The following is a 23,565-nucleotide window of genomic DNA, read 5'->3' as shown; positions in this document are numbered from 1 at the left end:
GCCGGCCATGGACCGCCGCTCCTTTTTGCATGCCGGCGCCGCCCTCGGCGCCCTCGCCCTCGCACCGGCGGTTCGCGCCGACGAGGCCACCTACCAACGCTTCCACGCCGCCCTGGCACGCGACCCGTCGCTGGCGGTCTACGCCAACCAGGCCGGCAGCCAGGGAGGCGACGCCGTCGTCAAGGGCCGCCTGCCGCGCGACCTTCGCGGCACCTTCTATCGCAACGGGCCGGGCCGCTTCGAGCTGGGTGGCGAACGCTATCACCACTGGTTCGACGGCGACGGCTTCGTCCAGGCCTGGATTGTGGGCGACGGCAAGGTGCACCACCGCGGCCGCTTCGTCGAGACCCAGCGCTACATCGACGAAAGCGCGGCCGGCCAGTTCCTGTATCCGGCCTTCGGCACGCTCGTGACGCGCCGGGGCGTGCGCGACAACGACACCATGAACGCCGCCAACACCAGCCTGCTGCCCTATGACGGCCGCCTGTATGCGCTGTGGGAAGGCGGCTCGGCGACCGAGCTCGATCCGGACACGCTGGCTACACGCGGGATAAAAACCTGGAGCGATGAGTTGCGTGCGATGCCGTTCTCGGCCCACCCCAAGCTCGATCCGCAGGGCGGCATGTGGAATTTTGGCACCCTGCCCGGCGCCAACCGCCTGGCGCTTTACCAGATCAGCGCCAAGGGCGAGGTGCTGCGCACCGCCGTGCTCCCGGTACCGCAACTGGCGCTGGTGCATGATTTCGTCGTCAGCGCAAAGCACCTGATCTTCGTTGTGCCGCCCTACGATCTGCAGAACGATGCCGGCCGGAGTTTCGCCGACCGCCATAGATGGGCCGGAAGCGGGAACGCCGCACGTCCGGCGCGGGTGATCGTGGTGGCCAAGGACACGCTGGCGCTGCGCCAGGTATTCGAGCTGCCGCCGCAGATGGTGTTCCACTTCGGGAATGCGTGGGAAGACGGCGACTGCACCCGCTTCGACGTGGTGCTGCACGAGGGCGATGCGCTGGCCGAAGTGGGCAGCGTGATGCGCGGGGAGCACACGCCGCCGCGCAGCCGCGCGGTGCAGATCACGCTGGACTATGCTAGCGGCCAGGCGCGCACCGATCGCCTGTTCGGCACCAGCGAATTCCCGCGCGTGATGCCGCAGGTGGCGATGGCGCGCCACCGCCGCCTGGCCCTGCTGGGCGCCAGCGGCGCCTCGCCCGACCTCAGGCTCGACAGCGTCAATCTGGTCGATACGGATAGCGGCAAGGTCGATGGCTACGCCTTCGGCGCCGGCTGGCAGGTAGAAGAGCACGTGCTGGTCCCGCGCCGCAACGCGCGCTCGGAAACCGACGGCTACCTGGTCGGCGTGGCCCAGGACTTGCGCACCAGGCAGACCGTGATGACGGTGTTCGATGCCGCCGGCGTCAAGGATGGTCCCGTGGCAATGGCGCGACTCCCCTATCGCGCGCCGCACTGCTTTCATGGTAATTTCCTAGCAGCATGAATACAGCCACCCCGACCCTGGCGCGCAGGCGCGGCCATCCGCTTGAACTGTTCCCGGTATTCCGGCGCTGGCCGCGCTCGGCCATGCGCGACCTGCTCTACACCGCGCTGTGGAATACCCTGATCGCATTCGCGATCACGGTGGTATTGCAGACCTTCGGCAACTGGCCCTCGTCGTTTCACACCATGTTCGGCTACAGCCTGCTGGCTTCGCAGAGTATCGGCTTCCCCATCCACGGCGCACTGCGGCTGCTGGAAATAGTCGTGCCGCCGACCGCCAGCCGGCTCGTCGCGCGCCTGCTCGAACTGGCCGCCATCGCCCTGTGCGCCGCCTTCGGCCTCGTCCTGTCGGGCGCCATCCTTCGGGGCGCGCTGCCGGCCATGCATTCCGATGCGTTTACGGGCTTGCTGGCGCTCGGCCTGGTCATCGGCGCGGCCATGCTGGCGGTGCTGGTAGCCGGCGAGCGCCGCATCGAACGCCAGACCCTGGAAGCGCGCCGGCAAGAACAGATGGCGACCACGGCGCGCCTGCTGGCCGAGGCCCAGCTGCGCGCGCTGCAGGCCCAGATCGAGCCGCACTTCCTGTACAACACGCTGGCCAACGTGGTCAGCCTGATCGACAGCCAGCCGGTCGATGCGAAACGCATGCTGGAACGCTTCATCGACTACCTGCGCGCCAGCCTGGCCGCCAGCCGCGCCGGCAGCGCCACGCTCGGCGCGGAGCTGGATCTCGCGGCAAGCTACCTCGACGTGCTGGGCGTGCGCATGGGCGCGCGCCTGCGCTGGCGCATCGAGGCCGACGATGCCTGCCGCGCCCTGCCGATCGCACCGATGCTGGTCCAGCCGCTGGTGGAGAACGCCGTCATGCACGGGCTGGAGCCGAAGGTGGACGGCGGCGAGATCGTGCTGCGCGCCGCCGTCGATGAAGGCGTGCTGAGGGTCGAGGTGCGTGACAGCGGCCGCGGGCTGGTGGCCGCGCCGCCACGGCCCGGCGGCGGCGTCGGCCTCTCGAACCTGCGCGAGCGTGTGCGTCAGCTGCACGGGCCTGGCGCCCGCCTGGAACTGCTCGACAATCCCGGCGGCGGCGTGGTCGCGCGCCTGCTGCTTCCCCTTTCACAGACCGAGGTGACATCATCGACCGCTGCCTTGCCCTGATCGCCGACGACGAGCCGCATCTGCTCGACTATCTCGCCACCCAGCTGCTCGAGGCCTGGCCCGGGCTCGACATCGTACGCGCGCCGAACGGCATCGAAGCGCTGCGCCTGATCGACGAGCTGGCGCCGCAGGTGGTCTTCCTCGACATCCAGATGCCGGGCCTGACCGGGATCGACCTGGCCGCGCGCCTGTGCGCCGGCGGCAATCCTCCGCGCGTGGTGTTCACCACCGCGCACGAACATTACGCGGCCCAGGCCTTCGAGCACGAGGCCTTCGATTATTTGCTGAAACCGATACGCCAGGAGCGGCTGGCGCGTACCGTGGAGCGGCTGCGCGCTACCCTTTCGGCACCGATGCCCGCGCTGCCGGCGGATGCGCTGCAAGCGCTGCTGCGCCAGCTCGGGGCCGGTGTTCCCGCGGCCGCCGCCACGCCGGCGCCGCTGCAATGGATCCGCGCCGCCTCGGGCCAGGAAACGCGCCTGATCGCGGTAGAAGAAGTGATCTACTTCCAGAGCAATGACAAGTACACCAGCGTGTTCCTGCCGGACGGCGAAAGCCTGATCCGCACGCCGCTGCGGCAGTTGAAGGAACAGCTCGATCCGCAACAGTTCTGGCAGATCCACCGTGGCGTGATCGTGGCGGCGCGCCACGTGGCGGGCACGCGCACCGATTTTCGCGGGCGGCTGCATGTGAAGCTCAAGGGACGCGATGAGCAGCTGGTGGTGAGCCGCAACTACATGGACGTGTTCCGGCAGATGTAAAAAAACGGGACCATCGCTGGTCCCGTTCCTGTCATGCGCTTGCCGCGATCAACGCTTCTTCGGCGGCGGCAAATCGGTGCAGACGCCTTCGTAGGCTTCCGCCGCCATGCCGATCGACTCGCCCAGGGTCGGGTGCGGGTGGATGGTCTTGCCGATGTCCACGCCGTCCGCGCCCATCTCGATCGCCAGCGCGATCTCGCCGATCATGTCGCCGGCATTGGTGCCGACGATGGTGCCGCCGACGATGCGGTGGGTCTCGGCGTCGAACAGCAGCTTGGTGAAGCCTTCGTCGCGGCCGTTGGCCACAGCGCGGCCGCTGGCGTTCCATGGGAAGTGGCCCTTCTCGACCTTGATGCCCTTCTGCTTGGCTTCATCCTCGGTAAGACCGACCCATGCCACTTCGGGATCGGTGTACGCGACCGACGGAATGACCTTGGCGTCGAAGTGGGTCTTCTTGTCCAGGGCCGCTTCGGCCGCCACGTGCGCCTCGTGCACCGCCTTGTGCGCCAGCATCGGCTGGCCCACCAGGTCGCCGATGGCGAAAATGTGCGGCACATTGGTGCGCATCTGGCTATCGACCGAAATGAAGCCGCGATCGCTCACCGTCACGCCGGCCTTGTCGGCCGAGATCTTCTTGCCGTTCGGGCTGCGGCCCACGGCCACCAGCACCAGGTCGTACAGCTGCGGTTCTGGCGACGTCGCGCCGGCTTCGGCCGCTTCGAAGGTAACCTTGATCCCTTCCGGCAGCGCTTCCACGCCGACGGTCTTGGTCTTGGTCATGATGTTGTCGAAGCGGTGGGCGTTGAACTTCTGCCAGACCTTGACGGCCTCGCGGTCGGCGCCCTGCATCAGGCCGTCCATCATCTCGACCACGTCGATGCGCGAACCGAGCGACGAATAGACGGTCGCCATTTCCAGGCCGATGATGCCGCCGCCGATGACCAGCATCTTCTTCGGCACCTGGCGCAGCTCCAGTGCGCCGGTCGAATCGACGATGCGCGGATCTTCCGGCACGAACGGCAATTTGACGACCGACGAACCGGCGGCGATGATCGCCTTCTTGAAGGCCACGACCTTCTTGGCGCCGTCAGGACCGGTGACTTCGATGTGGTTCGGGGAGAGGAACTGGCCCACGCCCTGCACCACATTGACCTTGCGCGCCTTGGCCATGAAGGCCAGGCCGCCAGTCATCTTCTTGATCACGCCGTCCTTGTGCGCGCGCAGCTTGTCGATGTCGACTTGCGGCTTGTCGAAGGCCACGCCCAGGTCGGCCATGTGCGCGGTTTCATCCATGATGTGCGCCACGTGCAGCAGCGCCTTCGATGGAATGCAACCGACGTTCAGGCACACGCCGCCCAGGGTCGCGTACTTCTCGACCAGCACGGTGTTCATTCCGAGGTCGGCGGCGCGGAAGGCGGCCGAGTAGCCGCCAGGACCGGCGCCCAGCACCATCATCTCGCATTCGATGTCGACCTGGCCCGAGTAGCTCGAAGCGTTCGGCGCGGCGGCAGCCGGCGCGGCCGGCGCAGGCGCCGGCTTGGCTGGCGCCTGCGATTCGGTCGGTGCGGCTGGCGCCGCGGCTGGCTTGTCGGCAGGCTTTTCAGCTGCCGGAGCCGGAGCTGCAGCGCCGGCGCCCGACTCTTCCACCGTCAGCAACAGCGTGCCTTCGTTGATCTTGTCGCCGACCTTGACCGAGATGTCCTTCACCACGCCCGCGTGGGTCGATGGGATCTCCATGCTGGCCTTGTCCGATTCGACGGTGATCAGGGACTGGTCGACCTTGATCGTGTCGCCGGCCTTGACCATCAGCTCGATCACTTCGACGTCCTTGAAGTCGCCGATGTTGGGGACTTTCACTTCAACAGTGCTCATCTAGGCGCTCCAATCACAGAAGGGTCTTGCGCAGGTCGGCCAGCACTTCGCCCAGGTAGGCGGCAAAGCGCGCGGCGCCGGCGCCGTCGATCACGCGGTGATCGTACGACAGCGACATCGGCAGCATCAGGCGCGGCTGGAAGGCCGAACCGTCCCACACCGGCTTCATCGCCGACTTGGACAGGCCCAGGATCGCCAGCTCAGGCGCGTTGATGATCGGCGTGAAGTTAGTGCCACCGATACCACCCAGCGACGAGATGGTGAAGGTCGCGCCCTGCATCGCGGTCGGCGGCAGCTTGCCGTCGCGCGCCAGGCCAGAGAGTTCACCCATTTCGGTGGCGATCTGCGAGATGGTCTTCTTGTCCGCATCCTTGACGACCGGGACCACCAGGCCGTTCGGGGTGTCGGCCGCGAAGCCGATGTTGTAGTACTGCTTGGTGATCAGGGCCGCGCCGTCTTCCGACAGCGACGCGTTAAATTGCGGGAATTTCTTGAGCGCGGCGACGCTTGCCTTGATGACGAAGGCCAGCATGGTCAGCTTGACGGCCGACTTTTGCTTGGCCAGCGCGGCGTTCGAATCGACGCGGAACTGTTCCAGGTCGGTCACGTCGGCTTCGTCGAAGTGCGTCACGTGCGGGATCATGACCCAGTTGCGATGCAGGTTCGGGCCCGAGATCTTCTTGATGCGCGACAGCGGCACGGTTTCGGTCGGGCCGAATTTCGAGAAGTCGAGCGACGGCCAGGCCAGCAGGTCCAGTCCAACGCCACTGCCACCCGATTTTGCCGGTGCGGCTGCTGGCGCGGCCATCACACCCTTGACGAAGTTCTGCACGTCTTGCTGGGTGATGCGGCCTTTCGGACCCGAACCAGGCACGCGGCCCAGGTCGACGCCCAGTTCGCGCGCGAACTTGCGGATCGATGGCGAGGCGTGGGCTTTCGAGCCGGTCACGCCTGGCGCTGCAGCTGGAGCAGCAGCGGCGGCAGGTGCTGGCGCCGCTGCTTGCGCTGGCGCGGCTGCGGGCGCTGCGGCAGGTGCAGGCGCTGCGGCAGGAGCCGCAGCGGCAGGCGCGCCGCCAGTCGCTTCCACGACCAGCACCAGCGAACCCTTGGCAACCTTGTCGCCGACCTTCACTTTCAGTTCTTTCACGACACCGGCATGGCTCGACGGGATTTCCATGCTGGCCTTGTCCGATTCGACCGTGATCAGGGACTGGTCGACCTTGATCGTGTCGCCGACCTTGACCATCAGCTCGATGACTTCGACTTCCTTGAAGTCGCCGATGTCCGGCACATTGACGTCGACCAGGCCGCCGGATGCGGCAGGAGCGGCAGCGGCTGGCGCTTCGGCAGGCTTTTCAGCCGGTTGTTCAGCGGCTGCAGGCGCGGCTGCGGGAGCAGCAGCAGGCGCTTCGGCGGCGCCGCCGGCTTCCTCGAGCAGCAGCACCAGCGAACCCATGGCGACCTTGTCGCCGACATTTACCTTGATCTCTTTGACGACGCCGGCATGGCTCGATGGAATCTCCATGCTCGCCTTGTCCGATTCGACGGTCAGCAGCGACTGGTCGACCTTGATCGTGTCGCCCGGCTTGACCATCAGTTCGATGACTTCGACTTCCTTGAAGTCGCCGATATCGGGGACTTTGACTTCCACAATGCTCATAGTGTTAGCTCCAATTTTTATTTGAGTGGCTACACGTCGTCCCCGCGCAGGCGGGGACCCAAGTTACCAAGCGCAGCTGATACTGTCATTTCCATCGCAGTGCACACAAACTTGGGTCCCCGCCTTCGCGGGGACGACGGAGCATTTACTGGGTCACCGGATTCGGCTTGTTCTGGTCGATGCCGTACTTGGCGATCGCCTGCGACACGATGGCGCGGTCGATCTTGCCTTCGTCGGCCAGCGAGCGCAGGGCAGCAACCGTGACGTAGTAGCGATTCACCTCGAAGAACTCGCGCAGCTTGACGCGCGAATCCGAGCGGCCGAAGCCGTCGGTGCCCAGCACTTTATAGGTGCGGTCCTTCGGCATGAAGGCGCGGATCTGCTCGGCGAACATGCGCATGTAGTCGGTAGTCGCGACGATCGGGCCGCTGGTGTTCTGCAGCAGCGAGGTCACGTACGGCACGCGCTGCGGCTGTTCCGGGTTGACCATGTTCCAGCGCTCGGCGTCCTGGCCATCGCGGGCCAGCAGGGTCAGCGAAGGCGCCGACCAGACGTCGGCATCGACACCCCAGTCGTTCTTGAGCAGCTGGCTTGCTGCGATCGACTCGCGCAGGATGGTGCCGCAGCCGATCAGCTGCACGCGCGGCGCTGGCTTGTCGCCGGCGATCGCAGCGCCTTCCTGGAGCAGGTACATGCCCTTCAGGATGCCCTCTTCCTGGCCCGGCTTCAGGCCTGGATGCGGGTAGTTCTCGTTCATGATGGTGATGTAGTAGAACACGTCTTCCTGTTCTTCCACCATGCGGCGCAGGCCGTCCTGGATGATGACGGCGACTTCGTGGCCGAAGGTCGGGTCATATGGCAGGCAGTTCGGCACGGTCGCGGCGATCACGTGGCTGTGGCCATCTTCGTGCTGCAGGCCTTCACCGTTCAGCGTCGTGCGACCGGCGGTGCCGCCCATCAGGAAGCCGCGCGCACGGATATCGCCGGCCAGCCAGACCAGGTCGCCCACGCGCTGCATGCCGAACATCGAGTAGAAGGTGTAGAACGGGATCATCGTGCGATTGTTCGACGAGTACGAAGTCGCCGCCGCGATCCACGAGCTCATGCCGCCCGCTTCGTTGATGCCCTCTTGCAGGATCTGGCCTGCCTTGTCTTCACGGTAGTACATCACCTGGTCGCGGTCGACCGGCTCGTACAACTGGCCCTGCTGGTTGAAGATGCCGATCTGGCGGAACAGGCCTTCCATGCCGAAGGTACGCGATTCGTCGACCAGGATCGGCACGATGCGCTGGCCGATGCTTTCGTCCTTCAAGAGGCTGGTGATCACGCGCACATAGGCCTGGGTCGACGAGATCTCGCGGCCTTCCGGGGTTGGCTCGAGCACGCCCTTGAAGCTCTCGAGCTTCGGCACCACCAGGTTTTCGTCCGATTTCTCGCGGCGCTGCGGCAGGTAGCCGCCCAGGGCCTTGCGGCGCTCGTGCAGGTACACCATCTCGGGCGCGTCGTCGGCCGGCTTGAAGAACGGGATGTCGGCCAGCTGGTCGTCCGGGATGGCGATATTGAAGCGGTCGCGCATGTCGCGGATCGCCTGGTCGTCGAGCTTCTTGGTCTGGTGGGCGGTGTTGCGCGCCTCGCCCGACTTGCCCATGCCGAAGCCCTTGACGGTCTTCACCAGCAGGACGGTCGGGGTGCCCTTGTTCTCTTGCGCGTTCTTGAACGCGGCGTAGATCTTGTGCGGGTCGTGGCCGCCGCGGGTCAGGCGCCAGATGTCGTCGTCGCTCATCTTCGACACCATCTCGAGCAGCTTTGGATGCTTGCCGAAGAAGTGCTTGCGCACGTAGGCGCCGTCCTTGGCCTTGTAGTTCTGGTATTCGCCGTCGACCGATTCCATCATCACGCGCTGCAGGATGCCGTCCTTGTCCTGGGCCAGCAGCGGATCCCACTGCGAGCCCCAGATGACCTTGACGACGTTCCAGCCGGCGCCGCGGAAGTCGGCTTCGAGTTCCTGGATGATCTTGCCGTTGCCGCGCACCGGACCGTCCAGGCGCTGCAGGTTGCAGTTGACGACCATGACCAGGTTGTCCAGCTGCTCGCGCGCGGCCATGCCGATCGCGCCCATCGATTCCGGCTCGTCCATCTCGCCGTCGCCGCAGAAGACCCAGACCTTGCGGTTGTCGGTCTTGGCGATGCCGCGTGCGTGCAGGTACTTCAGGAAGCGCGCCTGGTAGATCGCCATCAGCGGGCCCAGGCCCATCGACACGGTCGGGAACTGCCAGAAGTCCGGCATCAGTTTCGGGTGCGGGTACGAGGACAGGCCCTTGCCGTCGACTTCGCGGCGGAAGTTGAGCAGCTGTTCTTCGGTCAGGCGGCCTTCGAGGAAGGCGCGCGCGTAGATGCCGGGCGAGGAGTGGCCCTGGATGTACAGCAGGTCGCCGCCGTGGTCTTCGGTCGGGGCGTGCCAGAAGTGGTTGAAGCCGGTGCCCAGCATGTTCGCCAGCGAGGCGAAGGACGAGATGTGGCCGCCCAGGTCGCCGTCGGCGCGGTTGGCCTTGACGACCATCGCCATCGCGTTCCAGCGCATCCACGAGCGCAGGCGCTCTTCGTATTCGAGATTGCCCGGCGAATTCTGGTTCAGGTGGGCCGGGATGGTGTTCACGTAGGCGGTATTGGCCGAGAACGGAACATGGGCGCCGCGACGGCGCGCCAGGTCCACCAGGCGCTCCATCAGGTAATGGGCGCGTTCGGTCCCTTCATGTTCGATCACCGCTTCCAGCGCATCGAGCCATTCCTTGGTCTCGATCGCGTCCGGATCATTGGCGGCTTGCGCGGTCAACTGGTCGAGTTGAGCTGACATGTCATGCGTCTCCTAGAGTGGTGCGCCCCGACCCGATCCCTGCGCAGGCTGGCGGCGAGTAGTGAATTTTCAAACTAACTTTTTGATAAACCAATGGATTCTACCAGTGGATTTTGGCATTTTCAAATTACGGTATGCGATTTCACTATATGAAATCGTATGCTGCAAGTGCACATTTTTCATAGGGAAACATTGAACTTTCTATCAACGGACATCGTATACCGAAGCGCCTTTGGTCCGGCGAAAAACGGGCCATTTATAGGCTGAACGGAGGAGATTGCATGCCCGAGTCGTATAATTCTGTTTTTGCCCAGCGACGAGCCTTCACCATGCCTGCACAACTGATCGACGGAGTTCTCCTTTCCAAACAACTGCGCGAAGATATCGCCGCGCGCGCCGCCAAACTCACCGCCGCCGGCAAACAGCCCGGCTTGGCCGTGATCCTGGTCGGCGAAGACCCGGCCAGCCAGGTCTATGTGCGCAACAAGGTGAAGGCCTGCGGCGACGTCGGCTTCCATTCGGTGCTCGAGAAATACGAGGCCGACTTGTCCGAAGCGGCCCTGCTCGACCGCATTGCAGCATTGAACGTGGACCCTGCGATCCACGGCATCCTGGTGCAGATGCCGCTGCCGAAGCATATCGACCCATCGAAAGTCATCGAGGCCATCTCGACCGCCAAGGACGTCGACGGCTATTCGGTGCTGTCGGCCGGCGAGCTGATGACCGGCCTGGAAGGTTTCCGCCCCTGCACCCCGTACGGCTGCATGAAGCTGATCGAAACCACCGGCATCGACCTGCGCGGCAAACATGCCGTCGTGATCGGCCGCAGCAACACCGTTGGCAAACCAATGGGCATGTTGCTCTTGCAAGCCAACGCCACCGTGACCATATGCCATAGCGCGACCGCGGACCTGGGCTACCACACCCGCCAGGCCGACGTGATCGTGGCCGCCGTGGGCCGCCGCAATACCCTGACCGCCGACATGGTCAAGCCGGGCGCGATCGTGATCGACGTCGGCATGAACCGCGACGACGCCGGCAAGCTGTGCGGCGACGTCGACTTCGACGGCGTGAAGGAAGTAGCCGCTCACATCACCCCGGTGCCGGGTGGCGTGGGCCCGATGACGATTACCATGCTGTTGCAGAACACGGTGGAGTCGGCCGAACGCGAACTGGCCAAACAGGCTTGAACCCAGGCCCGTCGAGGCGGGCGATCGGCGGCACCACCGACTTACGAATCTCTGGAAGGAATACGATGACGCTAGATGCCAGCAATCCCCTCCTCGACTTTTCCGGCCTGCCGCGTTTCGACGCGATCAAGCCCGAACACGTCACGCCCGCCATCGAACAGCTGATCGCGGATGCGAATGCCGTGGTGGCGCAACTCGAAGCCCCGGTCGACGACGTCACCTGGGACACCCTGGCCCCGCTCGACGACGCCAGCGAACGCCTGGGCCGCGCCTGGGGCGTGGTCGGCCACCTGAACCACGTGGTGGACACGCCCGAACTGCGCGCCACCTATAACGAGAACCAGCCGAAAGTCGTGGAGTTCTCCACCGCCATCGGCCAGAACGAGGCGCTGTTCACCAAATACAAGCAGCTGCGCAACGGCCCGCACTGGGGCAATCTCAATCCTGTGCGCCAGCGCATCGTCGAAAACGCCCTGCGCGACTTCCGCCTGGGCGGCGCCGAACTGCCGGAAGATAAAAAGCCGCGCTTCGCCGAGATCCAGGAACAGCAGTCGCAGCTGTCGACGCGCTATTCGGAAAACGTGCTGGACGCGACCAACGACTACAAGCTGGTGGTCGAGAACGAAGAAGAACTGGCCGGACTGCCCGACGATGTAAAAGCAGCGGCGAAGGCCGCCGCCGAGCGCGATGGCAAGGGCGGCTGGCAGTTCACCCTGCACTTCCCGTCCTACTTCCCGGTGCTGCAATTCGCCGATAACCGCGCGCTGCGCGAAAAGATCTACCGCGCCAGCGCCACCAAGGCGTCGGATGCCGGCATCATGTTCACCGAAGTCGAGAAGTGGGACAACTCGTCCAACATCGTCAACCTGCTCAAGCTGCGCAACGAAGAGGCGCGCCTGCTCGACTACGGCAGCTTCGCCGACGTCTCGCTGGTGGCCAAGATGGCGCAGAGCCCGCAGCACGTGATCGAATTCCTCGAAGACCTGGCGCGCCGCGCGCGTCCGTATGCCGAGAAAGACCTGGCCGAGCTGCGCGAATTCGCGCGCACCGAGCTTGGCATCGATGAACTGCAATCCTGGGACGTCACCTACGCTTCCGAAAAGCTGCGCGAGAAGCGCTATGCCTTCTCGGCCCAGGAAGTAAAGGAATACTTCCCTGAACATAAGGTGGTGCAAGGCCTGTTCGGCGTGATCCGCCAGCTGTTCGAGGCCGACGTCATCCCCGAGGACGCGCCCGTGTGGCACCCGGACGTGCGCTTCTACCGCATCGAGCGCAATGGCCGGCTGGTCGGCCAGTTCTACCTCGATCCGTATGCGCGCGCCGGCAAGGCGCAGGGCGCCTGGATGAACGATGCGCGCGGCCGCCGCCTGCTCTCTGGCGGCACGGTGCAGACGCCGGTCGCCTACCTGGTCTGCAATTTCACGCCGCCGGCGATGGTGGACGGCGTGCTGCAGCCGTCGCTGTTCACGCACGACGAAGTGACCACGCTGTTCCACGAATTCGGCCACGGCCTGCACCATATGCTGACCGAAGTCGAAGAGCTTTCGGTGGCCGGCATCTCGGGCGTCGAATGGGATGCGGTGGAGCTGCCGTCGCAGTTCATGGAGAACTTCTGCTGGGAGTGGGACAAGCTGCAGCAGATGACGGCGCACTACAAGACCGGCGAGCCGCTGCCGCGCGCGCTGTACGACAAGATGCTGGCGGCGAAGAACTTCCAGTCCGGGATGCAGACCCTGCGCCAGGTCGAGTTCTCGCTGATCGACATGCACCTGCATTACGATTTCGATCCGCACAACCAGGAAGTGCAAAGCCTGGTCGACGATATCCGCCGCAACTACGCCGTCATCACGCCGCCGTCGTTCAACCGCTTCCAGCATTCGTTCAGCCATATCTTCGCGGGCGGCTATGCGGCCGGCTATTACAGCTATAAGTGGGCCGAGGTGCTGTCCGCCGACGCTTATGCCGCATTCGAAGAAGCCGTCGAAGGCGGGGCCGACCTGTTCGAGACCGGCCGCCGCTTCCATCGCGAGATCCTCGCCGTGGGCGGCTCGCGTCCCGCGCTTGAATCGTTCAAGGCCTTCCGCGGCCGCGAACCTTCGATCGACGCTCTCTTGCGCCATAGCGGCATGAATGCCTGATCATTTGGAAAACTGAGCAGGAAACTGCACCGGAGGGCGAAAGCCCTCCTCTTTTTAGTGATGCCATGACCCGGATCGACTTCCACACGAATATCCCAGATAAGCTGTCCTATGCCTGCCGGCTGGCGCGCAAGGCATATGGCTCACGCGCCAAAGTCGTGGTGCTGGCAGAAAGCACTGAGCAAGCCGAGGCATTGAATGCGGCGCTGTGGAATGTGGGGGATACCGATTTCATTCCGCACGTGCTGGCCGACGATCCGCTGGCGCCGCAAACGCCGATCGTGATTACCGATAATGAAGACGCGACGCTGCCGCACCACGATATGCTGGTAAACCTCACGCGCCGCACGCCGAACAATTTCGCGCAATTCGCGCGCGTGTTCGAAATCATTTCGACCGATGAAGACGATGCCGCCGAAGGACGCAAACGCTATGTCGCTTATAAAAAGCAATCCTATCCATTGACCCACTTCGTCGCAGGACAGACATGAACCAGGATCCCGCTTTCGATACCAGCATTCCCGTATTGACCGAGGTCGTCGCCGACTCGCCGGCGCCGGCCGCGCCAGTGGCGTCGGCTGCTCCCGCTGCTGTTGCGGCAGTCGCCATCACGACGGAAACGAGCGCCAGCGACGACGACGCGGATACCCCGGAAGCCCTGGAACGGCGGGCCGCCGACCGCTGGAGCGGCGAGCAGTGGAGCGTCATGGAACGCCGACTCACCGAACGCGTGCTGCAGCAATTGCAGGGCCGGATTGATTTCGTGCTCGAACAGCGGCTGCGCGATGGCATCGCCGAAGCGGTGGATAAAGCGATGGCGGGGTTTTCGGCCGAAATTCGTACAAGCCTGCATCAATCGCTGGACCAGGTCGTGACCCGCGCCGTTTCACAAGAAATTGCCCATCTCCAGACCCTGGGAAAATAACCCCATATGCATTAATAATTTGCCATGGGATTTGATTCGACATCACCCCGCGCACGATTGTCATTCATATTTGACGATTAAATAGTAAAATCCCTGCGCGGCACTTCGAAACGAATCGAATCACCTAATCAAGGATGAAACAAAATGGCAAACATCGATCTGTCGGGTTATAACCTCGCCGAGCTGAAGGGACTTCAATTCGATATCGAAAAGGAGATCAAAAACCGCCAGCAGCAAGACGTCAAGAAAGCGCGTGAGCAGATTCTCGAGATCGCCCAGAATATGGGAATCTCGGTGGAAGAATTGCTGGCCAAGGGCACTGGCAAAAGCAAGAAAGCGGGCAGCGGCGCCAAGGTGAATCCCCAATACCACAACCCGGCTGACAACTCCCAGACCTGGACCGGCCGCGGCCGCCAGCCGAAATGGGTAGTCGAAGCGCTGGGCAAGGGCAAGTCGCTCGACGATCTGCGTATCTGAGCCTTTTCAGATCATTCCGCGTGGGGTGGACCGGGGCGCGTAGTCGGCGCTGCCGTCCACCCCACATGCATTTAAGCATCCTCTCCTGCGTCTCGTGAAACGAACTCCCCTCATTGCCGCGCTCGTGGGCGCCGCCATCCTGGCCATCGGCACGGCCGTCTACTTTACCGATACCATCGAACAACGCCCCGGCGCCCTGGCCATCCTGACGCCGCCCATCGCGAAGACCACGCCATTCTGGCCGGCGCGCGTGAGCCTGCTGGCGGGCGACGGCCGCGACGGCGTGATCGACGGGCCGGCCAGCGCCAGCCGCTTCAGCGACCCGTACGGCGTGGCCATCGGCCCGCGCGGCGCGGTCTACGTCGCCGACGGGGGCGAAGCCAACCGCATCCGCCTGGTCCAGCCCGACGGCGCGGTCTCGACCCTGGCCGGCGGCAAGGAAGGTTTTGCCGACGGCATCGGCGCGGCGGCTGCCTTCCACACCCCGTCCGCCCTGGCGCTCGACCATGAAGGCAATCTGTACGTGGCCGACACCGGCAATCATGCGATCCGCAAGGTGGCGCCCGACGGCACGGTGACCACGGTGGCCGGCAGCGGCAGCCCCGGCTACCTGGATGGCGTGGGCCGTGCGGCCCAGTTCAACGGCCCGGTCGGCGTCGCGGTGGACGACGCCGGCATCGTCTACGTGGCCGACACCTACAACGACCGCATCCGCCGCATCGCGCCCGATGGCACGGTGACCACGCTGGCCGGGAATGGGAAACCCGGCCTGCTGGACGGCGCGCTGCTCGACGCCGGCTTCGACACCCCGAGCGCGCTGGCGGCGGGCCGCGACGGCACGCTGTACGTGGCCGACACCGGCAACCACGCGGTGCGCCGCATCAAGCCCGACGGCACGGTCGACACGCTGGCGATTCCGCTCGAGGGCGAGATCCGCCCACCGCTGCGGCGCCCGGCGGGCCTGGCGCTCACGCGCGACGGCTACCTGTACATCGCCGCCAGTTCTGGCGGCCGCATCCTGCAACTGACGCCGCAAGGCGAAATGCGCCCGCTGCAGGACGTCGACCGCCCACTCGATCCGAACGGCTTCGGCAGCGACGGCACGGTGCAACTGTACGGCCCGCGCGGCATCGCGGTCGGCCGCGACGGCACCCTGGTGGTGGCCGACGCCAGTGCCCACCGCGTGCACCGGCTGGCGCCGCCGCGCGAGGGCGAAGCGGCGCCGCGCGAGGGCGAAGCGGCGCCGGTACTGGCGCGGCCGGCGCTCGTCACGCGCACCGAACCGATGCCCTGGCCGGTCGGCCCACAAGACATGGTGCATGAAGTCGTCGGCGTGATGGGCGAGGTGCGCGGCGCCTACAACGGCGACAGCCGCCACCATTTCCACGCCGGCCTGGACGTGCGCGCCGACGTCGGCGCGAAGGTGCTGGCGGTATTCCCGTCGAAAGTGACCGACCCGCATGCCAACTGGGGTTTCAACACGCTCAGCGAAGGCCTGAGCCTGGGCCCGCTCTCGTACATCCACATGCGCGTCGGCCGCGACCCGCAGGGCCGGCCGCTCGATCCGCGCTTCCAGATCCTGCGCGACGCCAAAGGTAAAGCTGAACGCGTGCGCGTGCCGCGCGGTACCCGTTTCGCGGTGGGCGATGCGCTCGGCACCATCAATGCCATGGCCCACGTCCACCTGGATTACTACCAGGGCGGCACGGTGGTCAATCCGCTCACACTTCCCTTCACGGGCTTTACCGACACCGTCCCGCCCTACATCCAGCGCATCGCGCTGTACGACGGCGCCGGCAAGCGCATCACGGCGAAGAAGGGCCAGCCGATCCTGTTGACCCGCAGCCTGGGCGACATCCAGGTGGTGGTCAACGCCTACGACCAGGTGAACGGCAACCTGGCGCGCCGCAAGCTCGGCCTGTACAAGCTGGGCTACCAGCTGCTGGGCGCCGACGGCACGCCGCTCGCCGGCTTCGAGCAGCCGCTCATCACCCAGGTCTTCGACCGCCTGCCGCGCAACCAGGACGCCGTCAAGGCCGTCTATGCGCCGACCAGCGGCATCACGGTCTACGGCAGCAAGTCGACCCAGTTCGACTACGCGCTCAACAACCGCCTGCAGGACGGCGAGATCGAGACCGGCAGCTGGCGCATCGGCGAGCTCGCCCCCGGCCGCTACACCCTGCGCATCCACGCCGCCGACTTCGCCGGCAATCTGGCGCAGGAGGGGCGCGACCTGGCCTTCGAAGTGGAGTAGAGCGCCCATGGAACCATTGCGCCACGCCGGCATCTGAGTAGGACGGATGAAGGAGGGGGCCGTGGACAGGTACGACGTGCTCATCGCCGGCGCGGGGCCGACCGGCCTGGTGCTGGCCCTGTGACTGGCGCGCCAGGGCGTCAAGGTCGCGGTCGTCGATAAGGCGGCGCAGCCGGGCACGACCTCGCGCGCGATGGCGATCCAGGCGCGCACCCTTGAGCTGTACCGCCAGCTCGGCCTGGCCGACGAAACGGTCGCCGCCGGCAAGCGCAATATCGCCCTCAATATGTGGGTGCGCGGCAAGCGCCGCGCGCGCCTGTCGCTCCAGGACGCCGGCGAAAAGCTCACGCCCTACCCCTTCGTGCTGGTGTATCCGCAAGACCTGCACGAGCGGCTGCTGCTGCGCCATCTCGGGCAGGCCGGGGTCCAGGTCCAGCGGCCGGTCGAGCTGGTCGCCTTCGAGGACCGTAAAGACTATGTGGTGGCGCCGCCGACTTCGTGCGCACCCGCATCGCTCCCCTGTTCGCCACGGTCGCCTATGGCGTCGACGCGGTGCGCGAACTGATCTTCAAGATCGTCTCGCAGATCACGATCAGCTACCACGACAGCCCGCTCAGCACCGGCAGCGCTGGGAGCATCAAGGCCGGCGACCGGTTGCCCTGGGTCGAGGCAGATGGCGTGGACAACCACGCGCCGCTGGAGAAGATCGACTGGCAGGTGCAGGTTTATGGCGAGGCCGGCGACGGCCTGCGCGCCTGGTGCCTGCTGCACGGCATGCCCATGCGCGAATTCGCCTGGACCCTGCGCCATGAAGCAGCCGGCTTCGCACGCAACGCCCAGTATCTCGTGCGGCCGGACGGCCACATCGCGCTGTGCGATCCGGGCCGCGGGCCGGACGCCCTCGCACACTACTTCCGCGACCGCGCCTACCGGCGCTTCTGCGACTGACGGTCGATCTACCCGTCCGGCATGAAATATCATCACTTCTAGACATCAATGTCTAGATAACCTAAGCTGACCGTCACCGGGAGCCGTCCCGCCATCACAAGGACCGTCATGCTGAAGAAACTCGCCGCCACATTCGCCATCGCTTCCTGCACTGCATTCGCCCCCGCCCAAGCGGCCGACCTGCCGAACTATCCCTTCATCCACGTGAACGCCGCCGCCAACCTGCACGTGATGCCGGACGTGGGCGAGATCGATTTCGAGATCGTCAGCCTGGACCCCGACCTGGAAGCGGCCTGGAAGCTGGTCAGCGAACGGCTCGAGGCCAGCCGCGCGCTGCTCGCGCAGCATGGCGTCGCGGTCGAGGACATCTCGGTGCAGGATCTGCTGCGCCGTCCGCTCAAGCAAGGCGATACGGTACAGGCGATCGAGACCCGCGCCGCGGTCCACGCCACGGTGCGCAATCTGGAAGGGTGGACGGCGCTGATCCAGGCCCTGATGACGACGCCGAACGTCGAGTCGCTGGCGGTCGCCTTCAGCCGCAGCGACGCCGACAAGATCGAGGCCGAACTGGTGAGCCAGGCCCTGGGCGCGGCGCGCCTGAAGGCGCAGAACATCGCGCGCGGCATCGGCGCCAGGCTGGGAGCGGCGAACGGCGTGGCGCTGGCGCCGCTCAAGAACCTGTCGAACGCGATGGGACTGGCCACTGACGGGCCACGTTACAGCCCGGTGTCCACGCCGGGGGATCCGCTGCTGGTGACGGTGCAGAAGCTGGTGCAGGTCGTGGACGTGATCTATCGCATAGGTAAGTAACCTCAACGCGTCGGCGCCGGCCCATGCCCGATCTTCATGCGCAGCAGCCGGTATGGCTTGGCGCGCAAGTCCTTGCCGCCGTTGAAGCCGGCCTGGCGGTGCAGCTGGTTGGCGGTGACGTACAGGTAGCCATCCGGACCGGCGGACAGCGTATCGGGCCACAGCAGCTCGGGGCTTTGCGCAATGGTGCGCCAGCTGCCATCGGCTTCCAGGCGGCGGATCGCATTGTTCTCGTAGTCGGTCGCGTACAGGTTGCCGGCGGCATCGGTCTCCAGCCCGTCGGACGCACCCTTCTCGCCCAGGTCGCGCACGGCCCGCGCCAGCTTCTCCTCGCTGACTGCCGGATCGCGCAACAGGCGCGTGGCCACCGCATAGCCATGACGGCTAGAGAGCGGGCTGAAATACAGGGTTTCACCGTCGGGCGAGAGCGCGATGCCATCCGACGCCACCCGGAACGGCGCCGTCTTGCCATCGGCCGCACGGCTCTGCAAGACACGGCCTTCCACGCGCGGCACGAAGCGCGGATCGGCCGAGGTGGAGCGATCCCCTTGCAGGCGGCGCTGCGCCTTGTCGGTGGCCAGGTCGAGCACGATGATGGCGCCCGGCCCGCTCAGCGACGAATCGGTCACATAGGCCACGCCCTCGGCGCCTACGCGAAAATCGAAACGCACGTCGTTGACGTAGGTGCTAGGCAGGATCACCTCGGGCGGAAACACCACCGTCCTGACCACCTTGTCGGTCTTGAGGTCGACCGCCACCAGCTTGGCGCCGCCCGGCCTCGGCGCGGCGAAGCCCGGTGCGGCGGTGTCCAGGATCCACAGGCGTCCCTGGCCATCGGCGACCACGCTTTGCACGCTGATTAGGCTGCGGGCCGGATCGTCCGGGTCGGCGCGGTTGATGGCGGCGTCGGGATACGGAACCGGCCTGCCGTCGCGGATTTCCGCCACCGTATAGGGCACGTCATCGCCCCAGCGCGGGAAGTTCACGAAGATACGGTTGCCTTCAGCCACCGTGACGCCGGTGGGCATCGGGCCGTCGAAGGCGGCCACGTGTTCGAGCTGGCCGACAGTCGGGATGGGTGCGGCGGCCGTCGCCGCGTGGGCCGCGCCCGGGACGGCGATGGCGATCGCGGTAGCGGTAGCAACAACGGCGTACAAGCGCGCGAGGGTCTTTGGATGCATCATGTCATTATCCTGTCATGTATGGGTGGGCTGGACGGTTCATCGGCGTATGATCGATTTGTCCAGCTCGTTGTCGGGAGAAGCATAGGATTTCTCGTGGCAGCGAAACAGCCAGCGGAGTGGGTAGCACTTTCACGCCTGCAGTGAAAATCGACACAGGCCTCTTTGCGATCCACCTTGCCGCTGCGCTTGTCTACCGTGAAAGGAACCAGCATGAGTAAGCAACAGAAAGAAAAACTGGCGCCGCAAGGCAAAGACGTGGCCATCGCGCCGACCGAACAGCAAGTCCCGCAGCAGGCCGCAGCGGTGGCGCCACCCGAACCCCAGCAGGATCAACCTTTGCCGAAGGAAGAACCGATCCGCCCGGTCAAGGCCGAACCGGTGCGCCTGCGCGGGCGCATGACGCTGGAAGACGCCTTCCAGTCCATCGGCCTCAATTGCGTCCAGCAGATCGAAGCGAACCTGCCGGGCGTGGGCAAGCAAAACGTCGAAAGCCTGCACCAGATGCGGGTCGGCCTGCGCCGCCTGCGCGCGCTGCTTGCCATGTTCGAGGACCTGGCCGCGCCGCCGGTCGCCCTGCACGCCGACATCGAATGGCTATCCGGCGAACTGGGACCGGCGCGCGACTGGGACGTGCTGGCCGACTCCACCCTCGACCGGGTCCAGGGCTTCGACTCGACGGCGCTGCGCCAGGCCGCGCACGAACGGGCGAACGCGCACCACGCGCACATCCTGAATGTGCTGCGCGAGCCGCGCTACGTCGAGCTGATGACGCAGCTGAACGAATGGCTCGGCGAACGCCGCTGGCGTCCCGAGGCCACGCTGGACAAGGATTCGCCCCTGGCCGAGCGCGCCGCAAGGGCCGCCCTGCCCTTGCTGCGCAAGGCCGAGAAGCGCCTGGCCAAACGCATCGATGGCCTGGACGACGGCGACGCGCCGGGCCGCCACCGGGTGCGCATCGCCGCCAAGAAGGCGCGCTACGCGGCCGAATTCTTCCGCGACCTGCTGCCGGCGCGCCGCGTCAAGCGCTATGTCGGCCACCTGGAAAAGCTGCAGGACCGCCTTGGCCTCCTGAACGACATGGCGGTGGCCGACCACCTGCTCGAGGAACTCAAGGGCGGCAGCAGCCAGGTCGCCAAGCAGGCCGCCTACGTGCGCGGCTACATGGCCGCCAGCAGCGAGGCCGACGCCCAGGGCCTGGCGAAGACGCTGGCGGACGTCGCCAAGCGCCGCATCACGCGCTGATCCTGCCCCGCGGCGGCGCGCCAGGCGGCCGCCGCCGCACCACCTTCCGGCGCCGCCGCACCGCCCGGGTGCGGCCCGCGGCGGCCCTGTATTTATCGCTTTCCGAAGCCTGGTATTTGCGGTAACGTTGCTCTGCAATTTCAGATCTGCCACGTCCACCACCCTACTTCGGAGCCCGTCCATGCGGTTCATCAGCAAGCCCATCGCGTTCGCCATTGCCCTGACCGCCGCCTCCGGCGCCGGCGCCCAGCAGATCGTCAAGATCGGCCATGTGGGACCGGTCTCCGGCCCCAATTCCCACCTCGGCAAGGACAACGAAAATGCGGCGCGCATGGCGATCGATGAACTCAACGCCAAGGGCTTCACGATCAACGGCCAGAAGGTCACCCTGCAGCTGCTGGCCGAGGACGACGCCAGCGATCCGAAGCAAGGCACGGCGGTGGCGCAGAAACTGGTCGACGCCAAGGTCAACGGCGTGGTCGGCCACCTGAACTCCGGCACCAGCGTGCCGGCCTCGCGCATCTATCACAACGCCGGCCTGGTGCAGGTGTCGCCGGCCACCACCGCGACCCAGTTCACCAAACAGAAATTCCCGGGCGTGTTCCGCGTGGTCGCCAACGACGCCAAGCTGGGCGGCACCCTCGGCAAGTATGCGGTCGAGACGCTCAAGGTCAAGAACATCGCCGTCATCGACGACCGCACCACCTACGGCCAGGGCGTGGCCGCCGAATTCGCGAAGGCCGCCAAGGGGCCGGGCGTGCGCATCGTCGACAAGCAGTTCACCAGCGCCACTGCCACCGACTTCACCGCCATCCTCACCGCCATCCGCGCCAAGAAGCCCGACCTGGTCTTCTTCGGCGGCATGGACGCGGTAGCCGGCCCGATGCTCAAGCAGATGAAGGCGCTCGGCATCAATGCCCGCTTCATGGGCGGCGACGGCATGTGCACCACGGCGCTGGGCCGCCTGGCCGGCGACGCGGTCGGCGAAGACAAGGTCGTGTGCGCCGAAGCGGGCGGCGTGAAAGGCGCGCAAGAGCAGGTGATGACCGACTTCCGCAATCGCTTCAAGCAAAAGACAGGGCTCGAGGTGCAGCTGTATGCGCCGTATGTGTATGACTCGGTGATGGTGATGGCGGCGGCAATGCAGAAGGCGAAATCGGCCGAGCCGGCGAAGTACCTGCCCGAGCTCAAGAAGATCAAGTACGAGGGCGTGACCGGCACCATCCAGTTCGATCCGTCGGGCGACATCCTCGATGGGGCGCTGACGCTGTACACCTACAAGGGCGGCAAGCGCACGCGGATGGACGTGATCCGCTGATCGTCACGCCGCCACACTTTCGTGGAGAAGACCGATGGGCATCCTGGCCGCACCGCAGCAACTGGTCCGACAATCTTCCACGCATGGCGGCGGCGACATCGCGGCGCGCCTGCGCGCCTGGCATGACGAGGCCACGTCGCTGTGCTTCGTCTATGCCAGGTCGCTCGGCGGCCTGGTGCAGTCGGGCCGCGGACGCATCGCCATGCTCAACGAGATGGCGCTGACGATCGACGCGGGCGGCTCGACCCTGCTGGTGATGCTGGCCGGCGCCGCCTACGACGACGCGCCGCAGATTTTCTTCACGCCCGACCTGGCCAGCCATTTCCAGGTGGCCGGGATCGGCATCAGCCTGGGCAACCACGACTGGCTGTTCTTCTCGCCCGACGAGGTGCCGCCGACGGCCTTGCCCGCGATAGACACTTAGCCCTCGCCAGACACCCGCGCCACACTGCCGCAGTCGCTACCCAGCCATTTACCCGTGCCGCTGGTTTTCTGGGTCACCATCATACCGTTCGGACCGGCCACGGTGGCAGTCGAGTCGAAGGTATAGGCCGTCTCGCTCGGGGTCTTCACGATGGCATCGATTTTCATTTGCGGCTGGGTGCACTGCATGCTGACATTCATGCCGCCCGCGGCGGGGGTCGCATTCCTGGTGCAGCCATCAGGACCTTTTTTACCAAATACGTCGAACTTCGCGATGTCCTCTTTCGTGATGCACTGCTTGGTGCGCAGTCCATCGTCCGTGAATTCCGTGCCACTAGCGCCCAGCCTTTTCTGTATCTCCGCGCGCTGAGCCGGCGACATCGAGGCCATCTGATTCTTCATCAGCGCGGCGATGCCCGCCATCTGATTGCCCCCTCCCTGGCCAGGCAGGGTCATGTCGATCTGCCACAGCCCAGGCTTGATATTGACTTGCTGCGCAAACGCATTCGTTGCGCACAAGGTGGCGATACTAACTGCGATGCGTGCGGTTCGAATCATGCTCATAGTCGCTCCTGGTGGTTGGCCCCCAGTGTAGCCGACCTGACTCTACAGCCGCGCACGCAGACGCGCCCCTTTCGCGCCCAATCCCATTAGGGTCAGATACCGTCTTGGATTGCAAGATTTTTGTGAAGATAATTGGCGTCAAATGGCTTGCCGGTTCGAATGACGCCATAGATCAGGTGCGCCAGCTTGTGTGTAACGGCGCTGATCACCGCTCGCTTGGCCATGCCGTTCGCTAGAAGGCGTTCGGCAAATTGACGAAGGATAGGGTTGTGGCGGCGTGCGACCATGCTCGGCATGAA

At 65.5% G+C, this 23,565-nt stretch carries 20 protein-coding genes and 1 pseudogene; 15 read left to right on the top strand and 6 right to left on the bottom strand.

The annotated features are described in order from the left end of the window. Positions 1-7: 7 nt before the first annotated feature. Genes FVD38_RS23650 through FVD38_RS23640 form a run of 3 tightly spaced genes read left to right on the top strand, consistent with a single transcriptional unit; the run spans position 8 to position 3,407 of the window. Positions 8-1,492: a carotenoid oxygenase family protein gene (locus tag FVD38_RS23650; RefSeq protein WP_147937055.1), complete on the top strand. Its 1,485-nt coding sequence runs from the start codon at positions 8-10 to the stop codon at positions 1,490-1,492. Then, entirely contained in the window at positions 1,489-2,646 is a 1,158-nt protein-coding gene (locus FVD38_RS23645; protein ID WP_147937054.1) for a sensor histidine kinase, read from the top strand. Before FVD38_RS23650 ends, FVD38_RS23645 begins: the two co-directional genes overlap by 4 nt. A 20-nt stretch (positions 2,647-2,666) precedes the next feature. Further along, the gene (locus FVD38_RS23640) at positions 2,667-3,407 is read left to right on the top strand and encodes a LytR/AlgR family response regulator transcription factor (RefSeq protein WP_229493963.1); all 741 of its coding nucleotides are present in this window, start codon (positions 2,667-2,669) and stop codon (positions 3,405-3,407) included. Positions 3,408-3,455: 48 nt separating this feature from the next. Here FVD38_RS23640 and lpdA read toward each other — a convergent pair whose 3' ends face one another. The 3 genes from lpdA to aceE form a co-directional block, all read right to left on the bottom strand. Continuing rightward, the gene (gene lpdA, locus FVD38_RS23635; RefSeq protein ID WP_147937052.1) at positions 3,456-5,279 is read right to left on the bottom strand and encodes a dihydrolipoyl dehydrogenase; all 1,824 of its coding nucleotides are present in this window, start codon (positions 5,277-5,279) and stop codon (positions 3,456-3,458) included. A gap of 13 nt (positions 5,280-5,292) precedes the next feature. Continuing rightward, positions 5,293-6,939 (bottom strand): dihydrolipoyllysine-residue acetyltransferase, encoded by a 1,647-nt coding sequence (gene aceF / locus FVD38_RS23630; RefSeq protein ID WP_147937051.1) that lies wholly within the window; start codon positions 6,937-6,939, stop codon positions 5,293-5,295. A 145-nt stretch (positions 6,940-7,084) separates the two neighbouring features. Next, positions 7,085-9,793, bottom strand: a complete 2,709-nt coding sequence (gene aceE, locus FVD38_RS23625) for a pyruvate dehydrogenase (acetyl-transferring), homodimeric type (protein ID WP_147937050.1) — start codon at positions 9,791-9,793, stop codon at positions 7,085-7,087. A gap of 329 nt (positions 9,794-10,122) precedes the next feature. Between aceE and folD the strand changes: the two genes are divergently transcribed. The 9 genes from folD (at position 10,123) to FVD38_RS23585 (ending at position 18,535) form a co-directional block, all read left to right on the top strand. Then, positions 10,123-10,983 carry a bifunctional methylenetetrahydrofolate dehydrogenase/methenyltetrahydrofolate cyclohydrolase FolD gene (gene folD, locus FVD38_RS23620; protein ID WP_147937049.1) on the top strand — a complete coding sequence of 287 codons (861 nt, stop codon included), beginning with the start codon at positions 10,123-10,125 and terminating at the stop codon, positions 10,981-10,983. 65 nt (positions 10,984-11,048) lie between these two features. Next, on the top strand, positions 11,049-13,121 hold the full coding sequence (locus FVD38_RS23615; RefSeq protein WP_147937048.1) for a M3 family metallopeptidase: 2,073 nt from the start codon (positions 11,049-11,051) through the stop codon (positions 13,119-13,121). Positions 13,122-13,186: 65 nt separating this feature from the next. Further along, positions 13,187-13,612: a DNA polymerase III subunit chi gene (locus FVD38_RS23610; RefSeq protein ID WP_123071830.1), complete on the top strand. Its 426-nt coding sequence runs from the start codon at positions 13,187-13,189 to the stop codon at positions 13,610-13,612. Next, entirely contained in the window at positions 13,609-14,046 is a 438-nt protein-coding gene (locus FVD38_RS23605; RefSeq protein WP_147937047.1) for a DUF2486 family protein, read from the top strand. Before FVD38_RS23610 ends, FVD38_RS23605 begins: the two co-directional genes overlap by 4 nt. A gap of 144 nt (positions 14,047-14,190) precedes the next feature. Beyond that, positions 14,191-14,523, top strand: coding sequence for an H-NS histone family protein (locus FVD38_RS23600; RefSeq protein ID WP_109346568.1), 333 nt, complete (start codon positions 14,191-14,193; stop codon positions 14,521-14,523). A 94-nt stretch (positions 14,524-14,617) separates the two neighbouring features. Continuing rightward, positions 14,618-16,777 (top strand): NHL repeat-containing protein, encoded by a 2,160-nt coding sequence (locus tag FVD38_RS23595; protein WP_147937046.1) that lies wholly within the window; start codon positions 14,618-14,620, stop codon positions 16,775-16,777. 124 nt (positions 16,778-16,901) lie between these two features. Beyond that, positions 16,902-17,342, top strand: coding sequence for an FAD-dependent oxidoreductase (locus FVD38_RS26990; protein ID WP_229493961.1), 441 nt, complete (start codon positions 16,902-16,904; stop codon positions 17,340-17,342). Next, complete coding sequence (locus tag FVD38_RS26985; protein WP_229493953.1) at positions 17,276-17,725, top strand: FAD-dependent monooxygenase; 450 nt, start codon at positions 17,276-17,278, stop codon at positions 17,723-17,725. The genes FVD38_RS26990 and FVD38_RS26985 overlap by 67 nt, the downstream gene beginning before the upstream one ends. 108 nt (positions 17,726-17,833) lie before the next feature. Then, on the top strand, positions 17,834-18,535 hold the full coding sequence (locus FVD38_RS23585; RefSeq protein WP_147937045.1) for an SIMPL domain-containing protein: 702 nt from the start codon (positions 17,834-17,836) through the stop codon (positions 18,533-18,535). 2 nt (positions 18,536-18,537) lie between these two features. On the opposite strand, the gene FVD38_RS23580 is transcribed toward FVD38_RS23585, so the two are convergent. After that, the gene (locus tag FVD38_RS23580; protein WP_222706963.1) at positions 18,538-19,719 is read right to left on the bottom strand and encodes an L-dopachrome tautomerase-related protein; all 1,182 of its coding nucleotides are present in this window, start codon (positions 19,717-19,719) and stop codon (positions 18,538-18,540) included. 210 nt (positions 19,720-19,929) lie between these two features. Between FVD38_RS23580 and FVD38_RS23575 the strand changes: the two genes are divergently transcribed. The 3 genes from FVD38_RS23575 (at position 19,930) to FVD38_RS23565 (ending at position 22,703) form a co-directional block, all read left to right on the top strand. Next, positions 19,930-20,961 (top strand): CHAD domain-containing protein, encoded by a 1,032-nt coding sequence (locus FVD38_RS23575; protein ID WP_147937044.1) that lies wholly within the window; start codon positions 19,930-19,932, stop codon positions 20,959-20,961. Between the two features lie 181 nt (positions 20,962-21,142). After that, positions 21,143-22,279: a branched-chain amino acid ABC transporter substrate-binding protein gene (locus FVD38_RS23570; RefSeq protein WP_147937043.1), complete on the top strand. Its 1,137-nt coding sequence runs from the start codon at positions 21,143-21,145 to the stop codon at positions 22,277-22,279. A gap of 34 nt (positions 22,280-22,313) precedes the next feature. Beyond that, positions 22,314-22,703 carry a hypothetical protein gene (locus FVD38_RS23565; protein ID WP_147937042.1) on the top strand — a complete coding sequence of 130 codons (390 nt, stop codon included), beginning with the start codon at positions 22,314-22,316 and terminating at the stop codon, positions 22,701-22,703. On the opposite strand, the gene FVD38_RS23560 is transcribed toward FVD38_RS23565, so the two are convergent. Further along, positions 22,700-23,266: a DUF3617 domain-containing protein gene (locus FVD38_RS23560; protein WP_147937041.1), complete on the bottom strand. Its 567-nt coding sequence runs from the start codon at positions 23,264-23,266 to the stop codon at positions 22,700-22,702. The genes FVD38_RS23565 and FVD38_RS23560 overlap by 4 nt on opposite strands. Positions 23,267-23,358: 92 nt before the next feature. Beyond that, a pseudogene (locus tag FVD38_RS23555) lies at positions 23,359-23,565 on the bottom strand (IS110 family RNA-guided transposase); the annotation flags it as partial.

Source organism: Massilia arenae (assembly GCF_008014745.1).
Classification (GTDB): Bacteria; Pseudomonadota; Gammaproteobacteria; order Burkholderiales; family Burkholderiaceae_D; genus Telluria; species Telluria arenae.
Note: the sequence above shows the minus strand (reverse complement) of the source record. Positions and strands in the feature narration are given on the sequence as shown.